Origin of the sequence: Pseudacidovorax sp. 1753 (assembly GCF_040544975.1) — a bacterium.
Taxonomy (GTDB): Bacteria; Pseudomonadota; Gammaproteobacteria; order Burkholderiales; family Burkholderiaceae_C; genus Xenophilus.
This window is the reverse complement of the sequence record NZ_JBEPKY010000035.1, coordinates 10,612-31,866: the sequence shown is the minus strand read 5'-3', so window position 1 is coordinate 31,866 and position 21,255 is coordinate 10,612. Positions and strand designations below refer to the sequence as shown.

The following is a 21,255-nucleotide window of genomic DNA, read 5'->3' as shown; positions in this document are numbered from 1 at the left end:
ACACGACGGTGGCGCGGCCGCGTACACCTCGTGCGGTGATCGATCGAGACGACTCAACGCCGCAGCCAGCCCCACCAGAGGCAGGCGGCCACGGGCGCACCCAGGGTCAGCCAGCCCAGCCAGTCGCCGAAGCCGCCATCGCTGAACAGCGAAGAGACCAGGCCGATGGCGGTCGAGACGCCGAAGACGAGCGGCCAGCCCCACATGCCGCCCCAGGGTCGATGGTCGGCGCCGGGATTCGCTGGAGCGCCATCGGCGACGCTCGCCCCACGATGCCCCGTGGCATCCGCCGGACGGGCCCTCATCGCGGGGACTCCAGGCGCGTGCGTGCCTGCACGGGCTGCGGCGGCAGGGACGCGGGGCGTTCGGTCCCGGCCGAGGCGGCGCCCGCCTTGCCTTGTGACCGGTGCACATGCGCCGGATCGCCCTTGCGCAGCCACAGGTACAGCCCGCTGCCCAGCACGATGATGGTCGCGATGTCCAGCAGCGCCCACAGGATCTGCATCGGCATGCCACCGTAGTCGCCGAAGTGCAGCGGCTGCGACACCAGCAGCGCCGTCACGTACCACGGCAACTGGGGCGCGGCCGTCACCTCTGCCGTGCGCGCATCCACCAGCACCGGCTGCAGCAACCGCGAGGTGAGCGGCTCCTGCCCGCGCAGGAAGAAGGTGGTGTGGTGCGGGCTCGAGAACGCCGTGCCCGGGAACGCAATGAAGGACAGGCGCTTGTCGGGGGCCTGGGCCTTGGCGGCCTCGAGCGCCCGCTGCAGCGGCGCGCGCTCGGCCACCGGCACCAGCGGCTGACCCTGATAGGGCGCCAGCAGCGCGCTCAGCTGGTCGTGCTGCCAGTACTTGATCACCAGGTCCGCCCAAGTGTTGATCATGCCCGTGGCGCCCACCACGAAGGCCCAGGTCAGGGTGACGATGCCCAGCAGGTTGTGCAGGTCCAGCCACTTGGCGCGCGGCCGTCTGTCGCGCCGCACGGTGCCGAATTCGAGCTTGCGCATGAAGGGCGCGTACAGCACCGTGCCGCTGACCAGCGCCACCAGCAGCAACAGGCCCATGAGTCCCAGGAAGAGCTTGCCCGGAAGGCCGGCGAACAGGTCGACGTGCAGCTTGAACATGATCCACATGAAGCCCTGGTCGAAGCGCGGCTGGGCCAGCACCTGGCCGGTGCGCGCGTCCACCGCCACCGAGCGGAAATCGTCGGTGGGCGCGGGCGTCGGCGTCAGGGTGACGAACCAGATGTCCTCGCTGTCCTCGTCGTGCGAGGCGAACTGCACCACCCGGTCCGGATGCTGGGCGCGCGCCACTTCGAGCGCGCGGTCCAGGCTCACGCGCGGCGTGTCGGCGGGCATCTTCGGTGCCTCCACCTCGGTGCCGAGCAGGTGGCCGATCTCGTGGTGGAAGATCAGCGGCAGGCCCGTGAGGCACAACAGGAGCATGAACGCCGTACAGACGAGGCTGCTCCATTTGTGCACCCAGGCCCAGGTCTTGATGGTCTTGCTGTCCATGCGCATATCGTGGGGTCCCGGCGATGCCGATCAGAAGCGGTAGGTGGCGCTGGCCACGATGTTGCGGCGGGCGCCCCACCAGCAGTCGCCGCGCGACAGGCAGGTGCTGTAGTACACCTTGTCGGTCGCGTTGTTCACGTTGAGGGCATAGCGCCATTGGTCGGTCTCGTAGGCGAAGACGAAGTCCAGCAGCGCCACCGACGGGATCTGCGGCCCGGCGGCGCCGCCCGAGGTGTCGCGGAAGCTGCCCATGTAGCGCACGCCCGCGCCGGCCGAGAAGCCGGGCGTGCCCGCGATGGCGAAGCGGTACTTGGCCCAGACGCTCGCCTGGTGGCGCGGCAGGCCCTCCAGCAGCGGATCGAGGTCGGTGTAGTTGTAGTGGGCCACGACATCCAGGTCGCGCGTGAACGAGCCCTTGGCCTCCAGTTCCACGCCGCGCGTGCGGGTGACACCCAACTGGTCGAAGACATTGGGCAGGGTCTGGACGATCTGGTTCTTTTCCTTCAGGTCGTAGACGGCGGCGCTGAAGGCCAATGATCGGCCCGGCGGCTCGTAGCGCACACCGGCCTCCCATTGCTCGCCCCGCAAGGGCCTGAAGGTCTGCCCCAGGCGCGGCGACTGCGGCGTGAAGGACTCGGCATAGCTCAGGTACGGCGCCCAACCGGAGTCGAAGCCGTAGAGCAGACCGAAGCGCCTTGTGTTGGCCGAGTCGCGCTGCGCCTCGCTGCCGTCGGACTGGCTGCGGGTGCTGTCGTGGCGCAGGCCAGCCACGAAGGTCCAGCGGCCGAGCTTCATCTGGTCCTGCACGTAGATGCCGGACTGCCGCTGCTCGGTGCGCGGCAGCGGCGCACGCACCGGCGACTGCACGTTGCCGTACACCGGTGCGTAGGCGTCGATGGTGCTGTAGCTGGTGCCGCTCCACACGCGCTCGTGCTGGCGGGAGAAGTCGGCGCCCAGCAGCAGCGTGTGCTGCAGCGCGCCGGTGGCGAAGCGGCCCTCGACATGGTTGTCGAGGTTGGCGATCTGGTTGCGGGTCAGGCTGCTGTCGGTGTAGCGGCCCAGCCGACGCTGGCCGATCGGGTCCGCGCCCCAGCCGCCGGGGATGGTGAAGAAGTCCCCGTAGCTGTAGTGCGCGTCGTTCACGTTGCGCGCCACGCGGAAGTTCTGCCGCACGGCCCACTGGTCGTTGAAGCGGTGCTCGAACTGCCAGCCGAAAGTGCGGCGGGTGCTGTCGTAGTGGTCGCCGGCCTCGCCGATGAAGCGGTCGGTGGGCAAACGGCCATTCGGGTTGGGCAGGATCGTGCCCTGCCACGGGAAGAACTGCGACGAGCTGCCGCTCTTGTCCTGCTGCCACAGGCCCTGCAGGGTCAGCGACGTCATGGCCGTGGGCCGCCAGGTGAGCGAGGGCGCAAGCAGTTGCCGGTCGTCCGGCACATGGTCGACCTGCGTGTCGGACTTGCGGGCCACGGCGATCAGCCGATAGGCCAGCGTGCCTTCGGCATTCAGCGGGCCGGTCAGGTCGGCCTGCAGCTGGCGGCGGTTCCAGCTGCCCAACTGCACGCCCACTTCGCGCTGCGTCTCGAACAGCGGCCGCTTGCTGACCATGTTGACCACGCCCGCGGCCGTGCCGGCGCCGAAGAGCATGCCGGAAGGTCCGCGCAGCACTTCCAGCCGCTCGAGCGTGTAGGGGTCGGTGCGGGTGGTGCTGGTGTAGTAGCCGTAGGCCTGCTTGAGGCCGTCGAGGTAGACGTCCGGCGTCGAGCCGCGCACGCGCACGGCATCGTTGCGCGAGTCCAGGCCGTAGGCGTCCGAGCGCACGCCAGCGGCATAGCCCAGCGCGTCCTGCAGGTTCGTGGCGCCCTGGTCCACGATCTGGTCGCGCGTCACGATGGTCACGGATTGCGGCGTCTCGGCCAGGGGGGTGTCGGTCTTGGTGGCCGTGGCGCTGCGCGTGGCGCGGTAGCCGATGACCGGCGAGGTGGCGGTCTCGGCCGGTGCCTCGGCATCGACACGCACCGTCGGCAAGGTGTTCGCAGCCGATGAAACCGCGGGTACCTGGGCCGAGGCTGCGGCCGTGCTCAGCAGAAGTACCCAGGCACTCTGGACCACCCCTGGGCGGCGCGGAGACGGCAACGATGCGTCGAAAGGCATGGACAAGCGATCCTCATAACAATACAACTGAGAACAATTTTTATTCTAAGTTGACGTGATGCTGACGCTTCGGCATGGGCTGGCGCCGCCTGTGGGAATGCGTGGTGGCCGCCATTGAAAAAGGCGCCCGCAGGCGCCTATGAAAAAAGACACGGGCCGGCCCCTCTGGCCTCCCCGCGCAAGGTTGGCTTATTCAGCGCCTTGCTGGGCAGCGCTCGTGTTGCCGCGGATCGCCCAGGTGGTACCGCCGACCACGGTGCTCGGAGCGATGCCGGCGAAGAAGCGCTGGTCGCCCCGCGAGCCGACCTGCACGTTCTGGTCGGGCGCATGGGCGGCCGCAACGGCTTCGGCCTGCACTGAGGCGCGCAGGCGCGGCGAGCTCATCACCGGCGTGGTGTGAGCCAGGGCGCCTTCGGCGTAGAGATCGGGACCATGGGCGGCAGCGACACCCTGGGTCTGCACTTCGGCGCGGCTGAGGTTGGAGTTGAACTGGAGCACGCCTTCGTATTCCTCGGCATGAACGGCACCGGCGGCGGCGAACAGGGCGAGCGCGGCGGCAGCGAGGGTCTTGGAAGTCTTGGTCATGATGTTGTCCTTTTCTGTAGCGAGGATGGGTCACCCACTGAGAGCCTGCGGGGCGACGGGTCGTCGCCGGGCGGTGGCGGCGCTTGGGGTTTCATCGGCGCCGTGGAATGAATGATGCGCCCGCAAAGCCGCGTTACTGCGTGCCAAGCCGTGGCCGGAACGTTTCCATAACGCGAACAATTAATGGATTAAACAGCGCCGATTGTTCGCAACGAATAGTCAAGTCCTGACTTGCCGGTTGCTGTCCAGACACGCTGTAGGCCCGCGCCCTGTTGAAACGCCGCCAAAAGTCCTTATGATTAGCACTCGCTGGCGGTGAGTGCTAACAGCACCGGCGCCAAGTGGATGGCAGGGCCTCGCTGCCCCGCCGCACAACCCTCATTCCGTCCCTCTTCCAGGAGATTCCTAATGAAACTTCGTCCTCTGCACGATCGCGTGATCGTCAAGCGCGTTGAAAGCGAAACCAAGACCGCCTCGGGCATCGTGATCCCCGACAACGCCGCCGAGAAGCCGGACCAGGGTGAAGTCCTCGCCGTCGGCCCCGGCAAGCGCAACGACAAGGGCGACTTCGTCGTCCTGAACATCAAGGTCGGCGACCGCGTGCTGTTCGGCAAGTACTCCGGCCAGACCGTCAAGGTCGATGGCGAAGAGCTGCTGGTCATGAAGGAAGACGACCTGTTCGCGGTCGTCGAGAAGTAATCAATCCCCGGATCTAGGAGAAACACAAAATGGCAGCAAAAGACGTGGTCTTCGGCGGCGACGCCCGCGCACGCATGGTCGAAGGCGTGAACATCCTCGCCAACGCCGTCAAGGTGACCCTGGGCCCCAAGGGCCGCAACGTAGTGCTCGAGCGCTCCTTCGGCGCCCCCACCGTGACCAAGGACGGTGTGTCCGTGGCCAAGGAAATCGAGCTGAAGGACAAGCTGCAGAACATGGGCGCCCAGCTCGTGAAGGAAGTGGCCTCCAAGACCAGCGACAACGCCGGTGATGGCACCACCACCGCCACCGTGCTGGCCCAGGCCATCGTGCGCGAAGGCTCCAAGTACGTGGCCGCCGGCCTGAACCCGATGGACCTGAAGCGCGGCATCGACAAGGCGGTCGCCGCTCTGGTCGAAGCGCTGAAGAAGTCCAGCAAGGCCACCACGACCTCCAAGGAAATCGCCCAGGTCGGCTCCATCTCGGCCAACAGCGACACCGACGTCGGCCAGATCATTGCTGACGCGATGGACAAGGTCGGCAAGGAAGGCGTGATCACCGTCGAAGACGGCAAGAGCCTGGCCAACGAGCTGGACGTCGTCGAAGGCATGCAGTTCGACCGCGGCTACCTGTCGCCCTACTTCATCAACAACCCCGAGAAGCAGGCCGCACTGCTGGACAACCCGTTTGTCCTGCTGTTCGACAAGAAGATCAGCAACATCCGTGACCTGCTGCCCACGCTGGAAGCCGTGGCCAAGGCCGGCCGTCCGCTGCTGATCATTGCCGAAGAAGTCGACGGCGAAGCGCTGGCGACCCTGGTGGTCAACACCATCCGCGGCATCCTGAAGGTCGTGGCCGTCAAGGCACCTGGCTTCGGCGACCGCCGCAAGGCCATGCTGGAAGACATCGCCATCCTGACCGGCGGCAAGGTCATCGCTGAAGAAGTGGGCCTGTCGCTCGAGAAGGTGACCCTGGCCGACCTGGGCCAGGCCAAGCGCATCGAAGTGGGCAAGGAAAACACCACCATCATCGATGGCGCCGGTGCCGCTGCCGACATCGAAGCCCGCGTCAAGCAGATCCGCATCCAGATCGAGGAAGCCACCAGCGACTACGACCGCGAGAAGCTGCAAGAGCGCGTGGCCAAGCTGGCCGGCGGCGTGGCCGTGATCAAGGTCGGCGCTGCCACCGAAGTCGAGATGAAGGAAAAGAAGGCCCGCGTCGAAGACGCCCTGCACGCCACGCGTGCCGCGGTGGAAGAAGGCGTGGTGGCCGGTGGTGGCGTGGCCCTGCTGCGTGCCAAGCAGGCCGTGGGTGACATCAAGGGCGACAACGCCGACCAGGACGCCGGCATCAAGCTGATCCTGAAGGCCATCGAAGCGCCCCTGCGCGAGATCGTCGCCAACGCCGGTGGCGAGCCGAGCGTGGTCGTGAACGCCGTGCTGCAAGGCAAGGGCAACTACGGCTTCAACGCCGCCAACGACACCTATGGCGACATGATCGAGATGGGCATCCTGGACCCGACCAAGGTGACCCGCACCGCCCTGCAGAACGCCGCTTCCGTGGCTGCCCTGCTGCTGACGACCGAGTGCATGGTCGCCGAAGCGCCGAAGGACGAGTCTGCAGCGCCTGCCATGCCCGGTGGCATGGGTGGCATGGGCGGCATGGACATGTAATTCAAATCGAGCGCGCTGCTGCGCGCTCGATTTGGCTCTGTTCAAGTCAGATCAAAAAGCCGGGCAGAGCCCGGCTTTTTTCATGGGCGCCCGCCTGCGCGCTGCTTCGGCGGGGCGAAAAAAAGCCGTCGCATGCGACGGCTTTCTCGTTGATGGGCCGGGGCTGCACTGCAGCCCGGAACCCGATCAGGCAGCGACGCTGGCCAGGTCCTCGTTGAAGGTCTTGCTGGGGCGCATCACGGCTTCGGTCTTGGCCGGGTCGGTCTTGTAGTAGCCGCCGATGTCGGCCGGCTTGCCCTGCACCTCGGCCAGTTCGGCGACGATCTTCTGCTCGTCGGCGGCCAGCTTCTCGGCCAGGGGCTTGAACTTGGCCGCCAGCTCGGCGTCCTCGGTCTGCTCGGCCAGGGCCTGGGCCCAGTACAGCGCGATGTAGAAGTGGCTGCCGCGGTTGTCCAGCTGGCCGGTCTTGGGGCTCGGGCCCTTGTTGTTGTCCAGCAGCTTGCCGGTGGCGGTGTCCAGCGCCTTGGCCAGCACCTTGGCCTTGGCGTTGCTGTTCTTGATGCCCAGCTCTTCCAGGCTCACGGCCAGGGCCAGGAACTCGCCCAGCGAATCCCAGCGCAGGTGGTTCTCTTCCACCAATTGCTGAACGTGCTTCGGGGCCGAGCCGCCAGCGCCCGTCTCGTACATGCCGCCGCCAGCCATCAGCGGCACGATCGACAGCATCTTGGCCGAGGTGCCCAGTTCCATGATCGGGAACAGGTCGGTCAGGTAGTCGCGCAGGATGTTGCCGGTGGCGCTGATGGTGTCCAGGCCGCGGATCACGCGCTCCAGCGTGTAACGCATCGCGCGCACCTGGCTCATGATCTGGATGTCCAGGCCGGTCGTGTTGTGCTCATGCAGGTACATCTTGACCTTGGTGATCAGCTGCGCCTCGTGCGGGCGGTACTGGTCCAGCCAGAAGACCACGGGCATGCCGGAATTGCGGGCGCGGGTGACGGCCAGCTTGACCCAGTCGCGGATGGCGGCGTCCTTGACCTGGCACATGCGCCAGATGTCGCCCTGCTCCACGTTCTGGCTCATCAGCACCTCGCCGGTGGCCAGGTCGGTGATGTTGGCGACGCCGTCCTCGGGGATTTCGAAGGTCTTGTCGTGCGAGCCGTATTCCTCGGCCTGCTGCGCCATCAGGCCGACGTTGGGGACCGTGCCCATGGTCTTGGGGTCGAAGGCGCCGTGCCACTTGCAGAAGTTGATGATCTCCTGGTAGATGCGGGCGAAGGTCGACTCCGGCATCACGGCCTTGACATCCTTCAGGCGGCCGTTGGCGTCCCACATCTTGCCGCCGTTGCGGATCATCGCGGGCATGGAGGCGTCGACGATGATGTCGTTGGGCGAGTGGAAGTTGGTGATGCCCTTGGCCGAGTCCACCATGGCCAGCTCGGGCCGGTGCTCGTGGCAGGCATGCAGGTCACGCTTGATCTCGTCCTGCTTGGCCGTCGGCAGCGTCGCGATCTTGTTGTAGAGGTCGACCATGCCGTTGTTGACGTTCACGCCCAGCTCGTCGAACAGCTTGCCGTGCTTCTCGAAGGCGTCCTTGTAGAAGATCTTCACGCAGTGGCCGAACACGATGGGGTGCGAGACCTTCATCATGGTGGCCTTGACGTGCAGCGAGAACATCACGCCGGTTTCGCGGGCGTCTTCGATCTCCTTCTCGTAGAAGGCCAGCAGCGCCTTCTTGCTCATGAACATCGAGTCGATGACTTCACGGTCGAGCAACGACACCTTCGGCTTGAGCACGATGGTCTTGCCGCTCTTGGTGATCAGCTCCATCTTGACGTCGCGGGCGCGGTCCAGCGTCATCGACTTTTCGCCGTGATAGAAGTCGCCGGCGTGCATGTGGGACACATGCGAGCGCGAGGCCTGGCTCCAGGGCGCCATGCTGTGCGGGTTCTTGCGGGCGTATTCCTTGACGGCCTTGGGCGCGCGGCGGTCGGAGTTGCCTTCACGCAGCACGGGGTTGACGGCCGAGCCGGTGCACTTGTTGTAGCGCGCGCGGATGTCCTTCTCTTCGTCAGTCTGAGGATTCTCAGGGAAGTCGGGGATCTTGTAGCCCTTGTCCTGCAGTTCCTTGATGGCGGCCTTGAGCTGGGCCACCGAGGCGCTGATGTTGGGCAGCTTGATGATGTTGGCTTCGGGCTTGAGCGTGAGCTTGCCGAGCGCGGCGAGGTTGTCCGGCACGCGCTGCTCTTCGGTCAGGCACTCCGGGAACTGGCCGAGGATGCGGGCGGCCACCGAGATGTCGCTGGTCTGCACGTCGACGCCCGCGGCCTGCGCGAAGGTGCGGACGATGGGCAGGAAGGAGGCGGTGGCGAGCGCGGGCGCTTCGTCGGTCAGGGTGTAGATGATGGTCGGAGACGTCGTGCTCATGGCGCTGGGATGTCCTTGGAGAAGATGGTCGGAATCGGGTCCGGCGGGCATTTTCGCTCTGATCGGCGCAGGCGTCGCCAGACGGACTTCGGCCCGGACGCCAGGCCCGGGCCGAGGAAGGGAAAGCGGCGTGATCAGCCCTGTTTCAGCCGACCCAGCAACTGGGCCGTGGAGGCGTCCAGCCCCTGCACGTCGCCGCTGGCGAGCCGCGGCTCCAGGTCCTTGGCCAGTACCTTGCCCAGCTCCACGCCCCATTGGTCGAAGCTGTTGATGCCCCAGATCGCGCCGCTGACGAACACCCGGTGCTCGTACATGGCGATGAAGGCGCCCAACGACTCGGGCGTAAGCTCGTCCAGCACGAAGAAGCTGCTCGGCCGGTTGCCGGGGAAGTTGCGATGCCCGCCCGCGTCGGCCTTGCCCACCATCAGCGCCTGCGCCTGCGCGAGGGCGTTGGCGAGCAGCTTGGCATGGTGGCCTTCGAGCGAATGCGCCGGCTGGCGGACGGCCACGAATTCCAGCGGCACCACGTCCGTGCCCTGGTGCAGCATCTGGAAGTAGGCATGCTGGCCGTTGGTGCCCGGCTCGCCCCACAGCACGGGCGAGGTGCCCACGGCGAGCGGCCGGCCGTCCAGGTCCACCTGCTTGCCGTTGCTTTCCATCTCCAGCTGCTGCAGGTAGGCCGGCACGCGGCGCAGCGCGCTGTGGTACGGCGCGATGCAGCGGCTGGTGAAGCCCAGGAAGTTGCGGTACCAGACATCCAGCAGGCCCAGCCGCACCGGCAGGTTGTGGGCCAACGGCGCGGTGCGGAAATGCTCGTCCATGGCATGGGCACCCGCCAGCAGACGGCGGAAGCCTTCGGCCCCCACAGCCAGCGCGACGGGCAGGCCGATGGCCGACCACATCGAATAGCGGCCGCCCACCCAGTCCCAGAAGCCGAAGGTGGTGTCGATGCCGAAGGCGCGCGCCGCATCGACGTTGGTGGTGAGCGCCGCGAAGTGGCCGGCGATGTCGGTGCCGCCGGACTGCTCGTACCAGCGCTTGGCCGACTGGGCGTTGGCCATGGTCTCGGCCGTGGTGAAGGTCTTGGAGGCGATCAGGAACAGCGTGTGCTCCGGCGCCAGGCCCTTGAGCACGCCGGCCAGTTCATGCCCATCCACGTTGGACACGAAGTGGAAATGCTTGCCCGGCGCCACCTGCTCGGCCAGCGCCAGCACGGCCATCTGCGGGCCGAGGTCGGAGCCGCCAATGCCGATGTTGACCACGTCGGTGATGGTGTGGTCGGACCGCACCTTCTCGGCGTAGGTCAGCATGGCGTCCAGCGTCTCGTGCACCGCCGGCAGCTCGGCTGCGGCAGCCGGGGCCAGGCCCGTGGCACCGGCGGGCGTGCGCAGCAGCCAGTGCATGACGGCGCGGCCTTCGGTGCTGTTGATCGGCTCCCCGGCGAAGAGCGCGGCCCGCTTCGCTTCCAGGCCGCAGTCGGCGGCCAGCTGCAGCAGGACCTGCTCGACCTCGGCGTCGATCAGGTTCTTGGACAGGTCCGCGAAGATGTTCGGCGCCTCCTGGCTCAGGCCAGCGGCGCGGCTGGCATCGCCGGCGAAGGCCTGGCGCAGGTCGAAGCCCTGGCGCTCTGCACGCAGGGCCTGGAGGCGGGCCCAGGCGGGCGTCTGCTCGCAGCGCACGGGCATCAGGCGGCTCCCATCAGCTTGTCGAGCTTGACCGCATCGGCCGTGAAGCCGCGGATGCCCTCGGCCAGCTTCTCGGTGGCCATGGCGTCTTCGTTGAGCGCGAAGCGGAAGGCCGGCTCGTCGAGCGTGACCTTGGGGATGTCGGCGCGGTCGCGCGCCGAGGCGGCGTCCAGGGCCAGCGCGAGCGGTGCCTCGCTGGCGGCCAGCTCGGCCAGCAGCTCGGGGCTGATGGTCAGCAGGTCGCAGCCGGCCAGCGCACCGATCTGGCCCACGTTGCGGAAGCTCGCGCCCATCACCTCGGTGGCGATGCCGTGGCGCTTGTAGTAGTCGAAGATGCGGCGCACCGACTTCACGCCGGGATCGTGGACGCCGGAACTGGCCGCCTCGTCCCAGCTGCTACCCGCGCTCTTCTTGTACCAGTCGTAGATCCGGCCCACGAAGGGCGAGATGAGCTTCACGCCGGCCGCACCGCAGGCCACAGCCTGCGCGAAAGAGAACAGCAGCGTCAGGTTGGTGTGGATGCCGCGGGCCTCCAGCTCGCGCGCGGCCTCGATGCCCTCCCAGGTCGCAGCGATCTTGATCAGCAGTCGCTTCTCGACGTCGACGCCCTCGGCCTTGTACAGCTCAACCAGCCGCAGCGCGCGGGCCACGGTGGCCGTGGTGTCGAAGGAAAGGCGCGCGTCCACCTCGGTCGACACCCGGCCAGGCACCAGCGCCAGGATCTCGCAGCCGAAGCGCACCAGCAGCCGGTCCACGATCTCGTCCAGCGGCCGGCCGGCGTGGCGCGACAGGGCCTCGTCGAGCAGCGGCCGGTACTCGGGCTTCTGCACCGCCTTCAGGATCAGCGACGGGTTGGTGGTCGCGTCCTGCGGTTTGAACTGGGCGAGCTGACGGAAGTCACCGGTGTCGGCGACCACGGTGGTCCATTGGCGGAGGGCGTCGAGTTGGTTCATGCAAACGATTATGTCGCGCGACTGTGGCGCAACCCGCGTGCGCACGCGGCTTTTGGCTGGTGGCTGACAGGCCGCGCGCGCCGGGGACACTAAGTTGTCGTGCTGTTCCGATCCACTCACCGGGAGACCCCATGAGCCGTACCGGCCACGACCTGAGCGAGAGCCAGGCCCTCGACAACGACCACGCCACCAGCCACCGCATCGCGCTGCTGGCGGCTGCCTTCTGCGTGGGCGGAATCGCCGCCATGGCGGGCCTGAAGTGGGCCCGCCGCCGGCAGTTGCCCGCCGGCCCCGCGGACGGCGCCCCGTTGATGCGCGCACCGCTCCAAGTGGTCGCGCCGGTGGACCTCAAGCGCTATGCGGGCGTCTGGTATGAGCAGGCCCGGCTGCCCAACCGTTTCGAGAAGGCCTGCGGCGGTACCGTGTCGGCTGAATACACCCCGCTGCCGGACGGCACGGTCGAGGTGCGCAACCGCTGTCTCCGGCAGGACGGCCAGGTGGACGAGTCGGTGGGCATTGCCCACGCCGTGCGCGTGGCAGGCCTGCCCGGCGCCGGCCGTCTGGCGGTGAGCTTCGCACCCGCATGGCTGCGCTGGCTTCCGGTCGTGTGGGGCGACTACTGGATCCTCAAGCTCGACCGCGACTACCAGGTGGCGCTGGTGGGCACGCCCAAGCGCGACTACCTGTGGGTGCTCTCGCGCGTGCAGCACCTCGACGAGGCGAGCCTGGCCACCGAACTGGACTACGCCCGCACGCTGGGCTTCGACATCGACCAGGTCGTGCGAAGCGGCGCGCAGGACGCGCCCGCCTGAGCGGGCCACGCAAGCGCCCAGGCCCGCGGCACGTGCTCAGGTGCCAAGCGCCTTGTCCACCATCCGCGGCAGTTGCGCAGCGAGCGCAGCCGGCGAGGTGCAGTGCAGCGCCTGCCAGCCCAGGGCCATCGCCGACTCCACGTTCGGCACCGAGTCGTCGATGAACAGGGTGTCGGCAGGCACCAGACCATGACGCCACGCCAGCAGTTCGAAGATCTCGGTATTCGGCTTGATGCGCTTGACGTCGCCCGAGAACACGCCGCCGTCGAAGCGCCCGAACAGTTCGGGCAGGCGACGCTCCAGCGCCCGCGCGTAGGGCAGCGGCATGTTCGAGAGGTAATAGAGCTTGAGCGACGCGCCCGCGTCGCGCTGCTCGGCCAGCCGGGCCAGCATGTCGACGGTGACGGCCACGGGCTGAAGGATCTCGCCCAAGGGCACGACCAGTTCTCTGACCGCATCCGGCGGAAGTTGGAGTCGCTGGGCGGTGCGCGCCGCCACGTCCTCGGCTTCCCGCAAGCCGCCGTCGAAATCCAGCCAGTCCTGATGGTGAAAGAAGGCCCGGACCAGCGCATGGGCCGAGGCGTCGTCGGCCGCCCGCTGCGGGAAGTGCTTTTTCAGGTGATCGGCGGGTTGCCAGTCGATGAGCACGCCGCCGAGATCGAAGACCAGGTTCATGGCGCGATTGTCGTCCGCCCTCTGCAGGCCCTGGCCAGCAAGCCAGCAAGACCCGTCATGCGGCGTACATCCGTGGATGCGGCATGTGGCGCGCCGCTTACAGTCGGGGCCCCGCATCCACCGCGCGCGCAGCGCGCATGTTCTGCCCCATGAGTTTCGACCTCGTTCTTTTCGGCGGCACCGGCGACCTGGCCTGGCGCAAGCTGATGCCCGCCCTCTTCCAGGCCTTCCGCCACGGCAGCATGCCGGCCGGTGGCCGCATCATCGGCGTGGCGCGCGATGACCTGTCGGATGCGCAGTACCGCGAACTCATCCAGTCCCGCTTCAAGGCCGTCGAAGGCGCCAAGCGGCCCAGCCCGGAGGAATTCGAGAAGTTCGCCGACCTGCTGCATTACCTGCGCATGGACCTGTCCAAGCCGGCGGACTACGAGCGCCTGGCGCAGACGCTCCAGCAGCGCGATGCCGACACGGTGGTGATGTACCTGGCCACCGCGCCCTCGCTCTTCACCCAGACCGTCGAGCGCATCGCCGCCGCCGGCCTCGGTGGACCCAAGACCCGCGTGGTGCTCGAGAAGCCGCTGGGCCACGACCTGGCCTCCAACCGCGCCATCAATGCCGCGGTGGGCAAGGTACTCCAGGAAGAGCAGGTCTTCCGCATCGACCACTACCTGGGCAAGCCCTCGGTGCAGAACCTGTTCGCCATGCGCTTCGGCAATGCGCTGTTCGAGCCGCTGTGGCGCCGCGAGTACATCTCAAGCATCGAGATCACCATCGCCGAGGACCTGGGCGTGGAAAAACGCGGCGCCTTCTACGACCAGACCGGCGCCCTGCGCGACATGGTGCAGAACCACGCGCTGCAGTTGCTGTGCGCCGTGGCCATGGAGCCGCCGATCAACGCCCATGCCGACGCGCTGCGCGACGAGAAGCTCAAGGTGCTGCGCTCCCTCAAGCCCTGGACGCCCGAGTCCATCGGCATGCACGCGGTACGTGGCCAGTACACCGCCGGCACCGCCTACGGCGAGCGGGTGCAGGGCTACCTGCAGGAGCCGGGCATCGACCCGGCCAGCCGCACCGAGACCTTCGTCGCCCTGCGCGCCGAAATCGCCAACTGGCGCTGGGCCGGCGTGCCCTTCTACATCCGCACCGGAAAGCGCCTGGCCTCGCGCGATGCGCGCATCGAGGTCAACTTCAAACCGACGCCGCACGCCATCTTCCGCGCGCCCGCGGGGGCTTCGGCGAACAAGCTGGTGATCAACCTGCAACCCAAGGACGGGCTGGAGCTGCACCTGCTGGCGCAGGCCCAGAACAGCCGCAAGCGCAGCGGTGACGGCACCCAGCCGCTGGCCACCGTGCAACTGGACCTGGACTTCGGCCAGCGCTTCGGCACCGAGCGCGTCGGTGCCTACGAGCGGCTGCTGCTGGACGTGATCGATGGCCGCCTCAACCTCTTCGTGCGCAGCGACGAGCAGGAAGAGGCCTGGCGCTGGGTGGAGCCGCTGATCGAGGCCTGGCAGAACGACAGCGGCCCCCGCCCCTACGCCGCCGGCACCTGGGGGCCGAGCGCGAGCAGCGCCATGATCGCGCGCGACGGGCTGGCCTGGAGCGAAGAGCAGTAGGGGCAGGCGCTCAGGGCGCCTGGTAGCTCTTGGTGCTGTAGAGCTCCACCGGCAGCTTCTTCAACGCCGGCAGGTCGGTGACGCTGTCCCTGGCCTGCGACTGGATGTAGTCCATGAACACGTCGGCATCGAGCACGCCGATGTCCAGCCGGCGCGCAGCCGGCACGGCGGCCAGGGTCTTGTAGCCGTCGCCGCCAGTGGCATTGAAGCTCAGCACGAAGAGCTTGTACGTCTTGCCGGCATCCAGCGCCGCCCAGGCGCCGGTCTTCGCATCGCGCACCTCGATGTTGCTGGCGCGGGCGCCCTTGGCCAGGCGCGCGTCCACGTCGAAGCGCAGGCCGCCGGTGTAGGGATAGGGGCCGGTCGTGCCGCCCGTGCCGTAGACCGCGTCGAGCCCGTCTTCCAGCATGGCCTTGACCTCGGCGCCGGTGATGTCCAGGCGGAACAGCATGTTGCCGAAGGGCAGCACCTGGATCACCTGCGCCGCCGTCACCTTGCCGGGCACGAGCGGAATGCGCACGCCGCCGCCGCTCTGCAGCGAGATGTCGGCGCCGCCGTATTTCTTCTGCGCCACTTCCAGGTAGGCCTGCGCCACCAGTTGCTGGATGTCGCCGCCGCGCAGCGACACGCTGCCCAGCGTGTTGCAGCCGCTGCTGGAGCGCGAATAGTCGACCGTGCCGGCGCCGCCCGGCACACGGCGCGAGCACAGCTCTTCAACCGCCACGGCGACGTCCGTCCTGTTGAAGACCTCGATGCGGTCGGCGAAGGGCTTGAGCACCGCGCTGGCCGTGGCATCGGGCGCCACGGTGTAGAGCAGCCCGTTGGTGGCCGCCACGTCGGCCTGGATGGCCTTGCGCTGCGCATCGGTGGGCGCCTTGCCGGCCAGCGTGTAGTTGTCGCCCACCAGCACATGCGGGGTGCCGCTGCAGGCCGTGACGTCGCCGTTGGCGTCGAAGCTGACCTTGAGCTCGCCCACCACCTGCGCGTATTCCCAGGCCTGCACCACGCAGACCCGCTTGCCATCCCTGTTGGTGATCTGCGTCGGGTAGGCGCCGGCGGGTGAGCCCACGCCCAGCGTGTTCAGTGCGTCGGGGCCGAGCAGTGTGTGCGAATCGCCACCCACCACCACGTCCACACCGGACAGCGCCTTGGCCACCTGCAGGTCGTACTCGTAGCCGATGTGGCTCATCAGCACGATCTTGTCGATGCCCTGGGCGCGCAGGCGGTCGATCTCGCGCTGCGCGGCGATGGTCTCGTCCTCGAAGGTGGTGTCGGCGTCGGGGCTGGAGGAGGCCTTGGTCTTGCCCGCGATGGTCAGGCCGACGATGCCGATCTTCTGGCCACTGCGCTCGACCACGGTGGACCGCTGCACGGCGCCTGGCGCGCGCGCCGGGTTGAGCGCCGAATTGGCGCCGAAGACGACGTTGGCGCTCAGCGCGGGCGTCTTGCAGCGGCCCTGGCGCAGCAGGTCCAGGAAGTTCTTGAGGCCGCTGTCGCCCTTGTCGAACTCGTGGTTGCCCAGCGTGAAGGCATCGAAGCAGACGGTGTTCATCAGCGCCGCGTCGGCCTCGCCGTCGGCGCCGGCACGGTTGAAGAACAGCGTGCCGGTGAGCGCATCGCCCGCATGCAGCTTGAGCACGTTGGCCTTGCCGGCGGCCAGCTGGTCGATAGCGGCCGTCACTCGCGCAAAGCCCGCGGCCTCGACGCTGACCGTGCTGCGCGTGGCGTCGCCCGCCTGCAGTTGCAGCGTGCGCGTCTTGGCCGCCAGATTGGAATGGTGGTCGTTGATGTGCAGCAGCGTGAGTTCGAGCGGTGCCCGCGCCGGCGCCGCGGCCGGCGCGGGCGCTGGCGCTGGTGCCGACGCTGCAGGCACCGGCGTCGCGCTGCCGATCTGCAGGGTGGAAGCGCCGCCGCCACAGCCCGCAAGGCCAAGGCAGACGGCGGCCGCGAGTGTGCCGATCACAGTTCGATCCATGGAAGTTCCCCGTCCTTCGTTGTTGCAGCCGTGCATGCTGGGGCGCCCGGATGACGAAGCGATGAAGCGGGGAACACCGACAGGGGATTGGCGCCGCATGGCGGATGCGGTGCCGGACGAGTGGCGATTGTCGCGGCCGGGCGCCGCACACATGAAGGCGGCGCGGGAGGCGCATCGGCCCCTCCCGCGACAAGCGCGCGTTCAGGAGCGCCCGGGCGGGCGCTCAGGCCGCTGCGGTGCGGACGACCGACACGCCCTGGCGCCCGAGCGCCAGTTGCGTCCGCTCGCCCTGCGCGATCGGCTGTCCCGCATGGCCGCTCAGCACGAAGACCGGCCCCAGGGGGGTGTCGAAGCTGTATTCGTAGCCATGACCCAGGTACGCAGCCTTGGCACACACCGCCGGCAGGCCGTCGGCCGCACCGATCTGCCAAGCTTCAGGCCGCACGGCCAGCTTGACCGGGCCGGCGGGCAGCGGCTGGGGCGCGGACCAGGCGATCGGTCCCAGGCGCACCCGGCCATCGGCCTCGACCTCGGCGGCGAAGACCATGGCCTCGCCCATGAAGCCGGCCACGAATTCGCTCTCGGGCTGGTTGTAGAGCGCCTGGGGCGTGCCGCGCTGGGCGATCACGCCATGGTCCATCACGATGATCTGGTCGCTCACGGCCAGCGCCTCGCCCTGGTCGTGCGTCACATAGGCCACGGTGAGTTGCAGCCGCTGCTGGATGGCGCGGATCTCCTCGCGCATCTCGCGTCGCAGGCGCGCGTCCAGGTTGGACAGCGGCTCGTCGAAGAGCAGCACCGCCGGCTCCAGCACCAGCGCGCGCGCCAAAGCCACCCGCTGCTGCTGGCCGCCAGACAGCTCGCTGGGCAGCCGTTCGTCGAAGCCCACCAGCCCGACGCCGCGCAGCGCCTCGCGGGCGCGCGCGGCCACCTCGGCCTTGGCGACGCGGCTCATGCGCAGGCCGTAGGCCACGTTCTCGATGACGTTCATGTGCGGAAAGAGCGCGTAGCTCTGGAACATCATCGACACGTTGCGCTCGGCCGGGCCGAGCGTGGTGACGTCCCGACCGCCCATGAAGATCTGCCCCGAGCTGGGCGACTCCAGGCCCGCGATCATGCGCAGCGTCGTGGTCTTGCCACAGCCCGACGGGCCGAGGATGGTGGTCAGCGTGCCCTGGGGCACCTCGAAGCTGATGCCCTTGACGGCCAGCGGCGCGTTGCGGTCGCTGCCGTAGCGCTTGGTGACGTTGCGGAACTCGATGCCGTTCATACGGCCTCCATCTTGTGGTGTCCTTGATGGCCGGGCACTTTGCGCCGACCCAGCCTGCGCTCGCCCACCACGAACTGGATCAGCGCGATGGCCAGCGACATCAGCACGATCAGCACCGTGCAGTACGCCAGCGCCACGCCGTAGTCGCCGTTGCCCACGCGGCCGATGATGTAGGTGGTGGCCAGTTCGTTCTCGGCCGTGACCAGGAAGATCACGGCGCTGACCGTGGTCATGGCCCGCACGAAGCTGTAGACCAGCGCGGCCACCAGCGCCGGCTTGAGCAGCGGCAGCACCACGCGCATGAGCGTCTGCGCGGTGGAGGCCCGCAGCATGAGCGAGGCCTCGTCCAGCGAGCGGTCGAGCTGCTTGAAGGCGGCCGTGCCCGCCCGCACGCCCACCGGCAGGTTGCGGAACATGAAGCACAGCACGATCACCAGGCCCGTGCCCGTGAGCTCCAGCGGCGGCACGTTGAACGCCAGGATGTAGCTCACGCCCAGCACCGTGCCCGGAATCGCGAAGGCCAGCAGCGCGGCGAACTCGAAGGCGCCCTGCCCCTTGAATTCGTTGCGCGCCAGCAGCCAGGCGATCAGCAGGCCCAGCGCCGCCGTCAGCGGCGCAGACAGGCCCGCCAGCTTGAGCGTGGTCCACAGCGAGTTCCACGCCGTGCCCGCCCACACCAGGCCGAACTGGCCCCACTCCAGCGAGAAGGCCGTGCGGAAGTGCTGCAGCGTGAGCGTGTAGTCGCGCCCCCAGGTCTGCACGAAGCCGCCTGCGAAGGCGAACAGGTAGACCACCACGGTGAAGCCGATCCACGGCAGCGCCACGCACTGCACGGTGCGCAGCACGCCCGTGGGCAGCGGCATGGGCACGCCGGAGTCACCCTTGCCGCTCACGGTGGTGAAGTTCTGGCGGCCCAGCAGACCACGCTGCACCGCGAACACCAGCAGCGCGAAGAGGGTCAGCACCCACGCCAGCGAGGCCGCCCGGCCCTGGTCGTACTGCGCCCCCACGATGGCGAAGAAGATGTCGGTGGAGAGCACCGAATACTGGCCGCCCACCACCACCGGGTTGCCGAAGTCCGCGATGCTCTCGATGAAGCCCACCAGGAAGGCATTGGCCAGCCCGGGCTTGAGCAGCGGCAGCGTCACGGTGCGGAAGGTGCGCCAGCGGTCGGCCCGCAGCATCAGGGCCGCCTCTTCCAGGCTGGGCGCAATGCCCTGCACCACGCCGCGCATGATCATGAAGGCGATGGGCGTGAAGGCGAAGAGCTGCGCCGTGAGGATGCCGGGCAGGCCGTAGAACCAGCGCGTGGCAGGAATGCCGAACCACGCTTCAAGCGCCTGATTGACCACGCCCGCGCGGCCGAACAGCAGAATCAGCCCCAGCCCCACCACGAAGGGCGGCGTGATGATGGGCAGCAGCGCCACCACCTTCAGCGGCCCCTGCCAGCGGCGTGCGCCGCGCTCGGCCATCAGCGCGATCAGCGTGCCCAGGAAGGTGGTGCCGGCGGCCGTCAGCAGGGCCAGCAGCAGCGTGTTCCAGGCCACGCCGCAGCTCGTGCCGCCGCCGACGCAGCCCAGGCCCCAGATGCGTTCGGTGAACACCCGTGCGCCGAAGGCAGCGAGCGACGCATGCCCGTCCTCGTCGAAGAAGGCCGCCGACAGCGCCTTGCCCACCGGCCAGCCGATGAACATGAGCAGCACCATCCCACAGCCCACCACGGCCGCGGAGACGAACAGGTCGCCGCGGAAGAAGCCCAGCCGCGCGAGCCCGAAGGCGGCCAGCACGACAAGCATCGCGAAGACGACGAAGCCGCCGATGCCGATGCCGAACTGGTTGACCTGCAGTTCGCCGAACAGCGTGTCGAGTGCGGCGAAGCTCCAGCCGCGCGCGCCGATGGCCAGACCCGACACGGCCAGCGCCAGCACGCCGAGGCCGCCGCCCGCCAGCCACCAACGGCCCTGGGCGCGGCCTGGCGCCAGGCTCGAGCCGATCATGCACAGCACCAGTCCGGCCAGGCCCGCGAAGAGCCATGGCCGCCCCTGCTTCGCAGCCTGGATCAGCCCATCGGCCGCATCGCCTTCACGCCAGATGCCGGGCAGCGCCTGCCACCAGCTGGTGTCCTGGATCGCATACCAGGGCAGCAGCCCATAGGCGACGAGCCCGATCGCGATGCACGACCAGGCCGCCGCGTTCGAACGGGGGGCGCGCACTCAGCGGGGCAGCGAGTTGACTTCTTTTTCCCAGCGGGCGATCAGGCGTCGCCGCTCGGCGCTGGCGCCGTAGGTCTTGTAGTCGTAGTTGATCAGCTTGATCTTCTTGAAGTCGGGCACGTTGGGGTCGACCACCGTGGCCTTGTTCGAAGGCAGCTGGTACTGCTTGGCCGCAGCGCCGAAGGCCTGCGCCTGGGGCGTCAGCGCCCATTCGTAGAACTTCTTGGCCTGCTCCAGGTTGCGGGCGCCCTTCACGATGCTCATGGAGCCGATCTCGGCGCCGGTGCCTTCGGCGGGCGTCACCGTCTCGACCGGGAAGCCCTGCATCTTCTCCTGCGGCGCGTCGTGCACGAAGCTGATCGACACCGCGGTCTCGCCGCGCGCCACCGCCTTGATCGGCGCCGTGCCGGAGCGGGTGTAGGCCGAGACGTTCTTGTGCAGGCCCTTGAGGTATTCGAAAGCCTTGTCCTCGCCCATCAGCTGCACCAGCGTCGCGATCATGGTGTAGGCCGTGCCGCTGGACGCGGGGTTGGCCACCTGGATGTCGCCCTTGTACTCGGGCTTGAGCAGGTCGGCCCAGCTGCGCGGCACCGGCAGCTTCTTCTTGGCCAGCAGCTCGGTGTTGTAGCCGAAGCCCAGCGGGCCCGAATAGATGCCCACCGTGCGAAAGCCCGACTGCTGCGCCTGCTGCTGCGCCCACGGGTACAGCTGCGTGAGCGTGGGCGATTTGTATTCCAGCGTGAGGTTCTGCTCGGCCGCCTGCAGGTGCGGATCGCCCGTGCCGCCGAACCAGACGTCGGTCTTGGGGTTGTCGCGCTCGGCGATCAGCTGGGCCAGCGCCTCGCCCGAACCCTTGAGCGCCAAGTTGATCTTGACGCCGGTGGTGCGCGCATAGACGGTGGCGATCATGTTGCACCAGTCGGCCTGCACGGAGCAGATGACGTTGACCTGCTGGGCACTGGCGGCCGATGCGGCGGTGGCGAGGGCCGCCGCCATGAAGGCGCGGCGGAAGGT

General features: G+C 68.2%; 16 protein-coding genes. 4 read left to right on the top strand and 12 right to left on the bottom strand.

Annotated elements, in window-relative coordinates:
- Window positions 1-53: 53 nt before the first annotated feature.
- The 4 genes from ABIC63_RS28665 to ABIC63_RS28650 all read right to left on the bottom strand — a co-directional run bounded on the left by ABIC63_RS28665 (window position 54) and on the right by ABIC63_RS28650 (window position 4,249).
- Window positions 54-305, bottom strand: a complete 252-nt coding sequence (locus tag ABIC63_RS28665) for a hypothetical protein (protein ID WP_294370779.1) — start codon at window positions 303-305, stop codon at window positions 54-56.
- Window positions 302-1,513: a PepSY-associated TM helix domain-containing protein gene (locus ABIC63_RS28660; protein ID WP_354322283.1), complete on the bottom strand. Its 1,212-nt coding sequence runs from the start codon at window positions 1,511-1,513 to the stop codon at window positions 302-304. The genes ABIC63_RS28665 and ABIC63_RS28660 overlap by 4 nt, the downstream gene beginning before the upstream one ends.
- A gap of 30 nt (window positions 1,514-1,543) precedes the next feature.
- On the bottom strand, window positions 1,544-3,664 hold the full coding sequence (locus ABIC63_RS28655; protein WP_354322282.1) for a TonB-dependent siderophore receptor: 2,121 nt from the start codon (window positions 3,662-3,664) through the stop codon (window positions 1,544-1,546).
- Window positions 3,665-3,853: 189 nt separating this feature from the next.
- Window positions 3,854-4,249, bottom strand: a complete 396-nt coding sequence (locus tag ABIC63_RS28650) for a hypothetical protein (RefSeq protein ID WP_114802262.1) — start codon at window positions 4,247-4,249, stop codon at window positions 3,854-3,856.
- Between the two features lie 408 nt (window positions 4,250-4,657).
- Here ABIC63_RS28650 and groES point away from each other — a divergent pair, with 408 nt between their 5' ends.
- On the top strand, window positions 4,658-4,948 hold the full coding sequence (gene groES, locus ABIC63_RS28645; protein ID WP_017757321.1) for a co-chaperone GroES: 291 nt from the start codon (window positions 4,658-4,660) through the stop codon (window positions 4,946-4,948).
- 29 nt (window positions 4,949-4,977) lie between these two features.
- Window positions 4,978-6,618: a chaperonin GroEL gene (gene groL / locus ABIC63_RS28640; RefSeq protein WP_043113290.1), complete on the top strand. Its 1,641-nt coding sequence runs from the start codon at window positions 4,978-4,980 to the stop codon at window positions 6,616-6,618.
- 186 nt (window positions 6,619-6,804) lie between these two features.
- On the opposite strand, the gene ABIC63_RS28635 is transcribed toward groL, so the two are convergent.
- From ABIC63_RS28635 to tal, 3 genes are all read right to left on the bottom strand, one after another.
- The gene (locus ABIC63_RS28635) at window positions 6,805-9,042 is read right to left on the bottom strand and encodes an NADP-dependent isocitrate dehydrogenase (protein WP_294370639.1); all 2,238 of its coding nucleotides are present in this window, start codon (window positions 9,040-9,042) and stop codon (window positions 6,805-6,807) included.
- Window positions 9,043-9,176: 134 nt separating this feature from the next.
- Window positions 9,177-10,727, bottom strand: coding sequence for a glucose-6-phosphate isomerase (gene pgi / locus ABIC63_RS28630; protein WP_354322281.1), 1,551 nt, complete (start codon window positions 10,725-10,727; stop codon window positions 9,177-9,179).
- Window positions 10,727-11,680, bottom strand: coding sequence for a transaldolase (gene tal / locus ABIC63_RS28625; RefSeq protein WP_354322280.1), 954 nt, complete (start codon window positions 11,678-11,680; stop codon window positions 10,727-10,729). Before tal ends, pgi begins: the two co-directional genes overlap by 1 nt.
- 131 nt (window positions 11,681-11,811) lie before the next feature.
- On the opposite strand from tal, the gene ABIC63_RS28620 reads away from it, so the two are divergent.
- Window positions 11,812-12,492 (top strand): lipocalin family protein, encoded by a 681-nt coding sequence (locus ABIC63_RS28620; RefSeq protein WP_294370644.1) that lies wholly within the window; start codon window positions 11,812-11,814, stop codon window positions 12,490-12,492.
- A gap of 36 nt (window positions 12,493-12,528) precedes the next feature.
- Here the strand turns inward: ABIC63_RS28620 and ABIC63_RS28615 are convergent, their stop codons facing one another.
- On the bottom strand, window positions 12,529-13,167 hold the full coding sequence (locus ABIC63_RS28615) for an HAD family hydrolase (RefSeq protein ID WP_294370646.1): 639 nt from the start codon (window positions 13,165-13,167) through the stop codon (window positions 12,529-12,531).
- A gap of 149 nt (window positions 13,168-13,316) precedes the next feature.
- Here ABIC63_RS28615 and zwf point away from each other — a divergent pair, with 149 nt between their 5' ends.
- A complete protein-coding gene (gene zwf / locus ABIC63_RS28610) occupies window positions 13,317-14,783 on the top strand; it encodes a glucose-6-phosphate dehydrogenase (RefSeq protein WP_354322279.1) in 1,467 nt (488 codons plus the stop codon).
- A gap of 10 nt (window positions 14,784-14,793) precedes the next feature.
- Here zwf and ABIC63_RS28605 read toward each other — a convergent pair whose 3' ends face one another.
- The 4 genes from ABIC63_RS28605 to ABIC63_RS28590 all read right to left on the bottom strand — a co-directional run bounded on the left by ABIC63_RS28605 (window position 14,794) and on the right by ABIC63_RS28590 (window position 21,237).
- Entirely contained in the window at window positions 14,794-16,758 is a 1,965-nt protein-coding gene (locus ABIC63_RS28605; protein WP_354322278.1) for a bifunctional metallophosphatase/5'-nucleotidase, read from the bottom strand.
- 223 nt (window positions 16,759-16,981) lie between these two features.
- Window positions 16,982-18,028, bottom strand: a complete 1,047-nt coding sequence (locus tag ABIC63_RS28600) for an ABC transporter ATP-binding protein (protein WP_354322277.1) — start codon at window positions 18,026-18,028, stop codon at window positions 16,982-16,984.
- Window positions 18,025-20,241 (bottom strand): ABC transporter permease, encoded by a 2,217-nt coding sequence (locus ABIC63_RS28595; RefSeq protein WP_354322276.1) that lies wholly within the window; start codon window positions 20,239-20,241, stop codon window positions 18,025-18,027. The genes ABIC63_RS28600 and ABIC63_RS28595 overlap by 4 nt, the downstream gene beginning before the upstream one ends.
- Window positions 20,242-21,237, bottom strand: coding sequence for an ABC transporter substrate-binding protein (locus tag ABIC63_RS28590; RefSeq protein ID WP_502935927.1), 996 nt, complete (start codon window positions 21,235-21,237; stop codon window positions 20,242-20,244). It lies immediately after the preceding gene.
- Window positions 21,238-21,255 lie beyond the last annotated feature (18 nt).

Coding starts and splice junctions, on each gene's coding strand:
- ABIC63_RS28620 (WP_294370644.1), top strand. CDS start 11,812: ATGAGCCGTACCGGCCACGACCTGAGCGAGAGCCAGGCCCTCGACAAC.
- ABIC63_RS28655 (WP_354322282.1), bottom strand. CDS start 3,664: ATGCCTTTCGACGCATCGTTGCCGTCTCCGCGCCGCCCAGGGGTGGTC.
- groL (WP_043113290.1), top strand. CDS start 4,978: ATGGCAGCAAAAGACGTGGTCTTCGGCGGCGACGCCCGCGCACGCATG.
- groES (WP_017757321.1), top strand. CDS start 4,658: ATGAAACTTCGTCCTCTGCACGATCGCGTGATCGTCAAGCGCGTTGAA.
- ABIC63_RS28650 (WP_114802262.1), bottom strand. CDS start 4,249: ATGACCAAGACTTCCAAGACCCTCGCTGCCGCCGCGCTCGCCCTGTTC.
- pgi (WP_354322281.1), bottom strand. CDS start 10,727: ATGCCCGTGCGCTGCGAGCAGACGCCCGCCTGGGCCCGCCTCCAGGCC.
- ABIC63_RS28605 (WP_354322278.1), bottom strand. CDS start 16,758: ATGGATCGAACTGTGATCGGCACACTCGCGGCCGCCGTCTGCCTTGGC.
- ABIC63_RS28660 (WP_354322283.1), bottom strand. CDS start 1,513: ATGGACAGCAAGACCATCAAGACCTGGGCCTGGGTGCACAAATGGAGC.
- ABIC63_RS28590 (WP_502935927.1), bottom strand. CDS start 21,237: ATGGCGGCGGCCCTCGCCACCGCCGCATCGGCCGCCAGTGCCCAGCAG.
- ABIC63_RS28615 (WP_294370646.1), bottom strand. CDS start 13,167: ATGAACCTGGTCTTCGATCTCGGCGGCGTGCTCATCGACTGGCAACCC.
- ABIC63_RS28600 (WP_354322277.1), bottom strand. CDS start 18,028: ATGAACGGCATCGAGTTCCGCAACGTCACCAAGCGCTACGGCAGCGAC.
- ABIC63_RS28635 (WP_294370639.1), bottom strand. CDS start 9,042: ATGAGCACGACGTCTCCGACCATCATCTACACCCTGACCGACGAAGCG.
- ABIC63_RS28665 (WP_294370779.1), bottom strand. CDS start 305: ATGAGGGCCCGTCCGGCGGATGCCACGGGGCATCGTGGGGCGAGCGTC.
- zwf (WP_354322279.1), top strand. CDS start 13,317: ATGAGTTTCGACCTCGTTCTTTTCGGCGGCACCGGCGACCTGGCCTGG.
- tal (WP_354322280.1), bottom strand. CDS start 11,680: ATGAACCAACTCGACGCCCTCCGCCAATGGACCACCGTGGTCGCCGAC.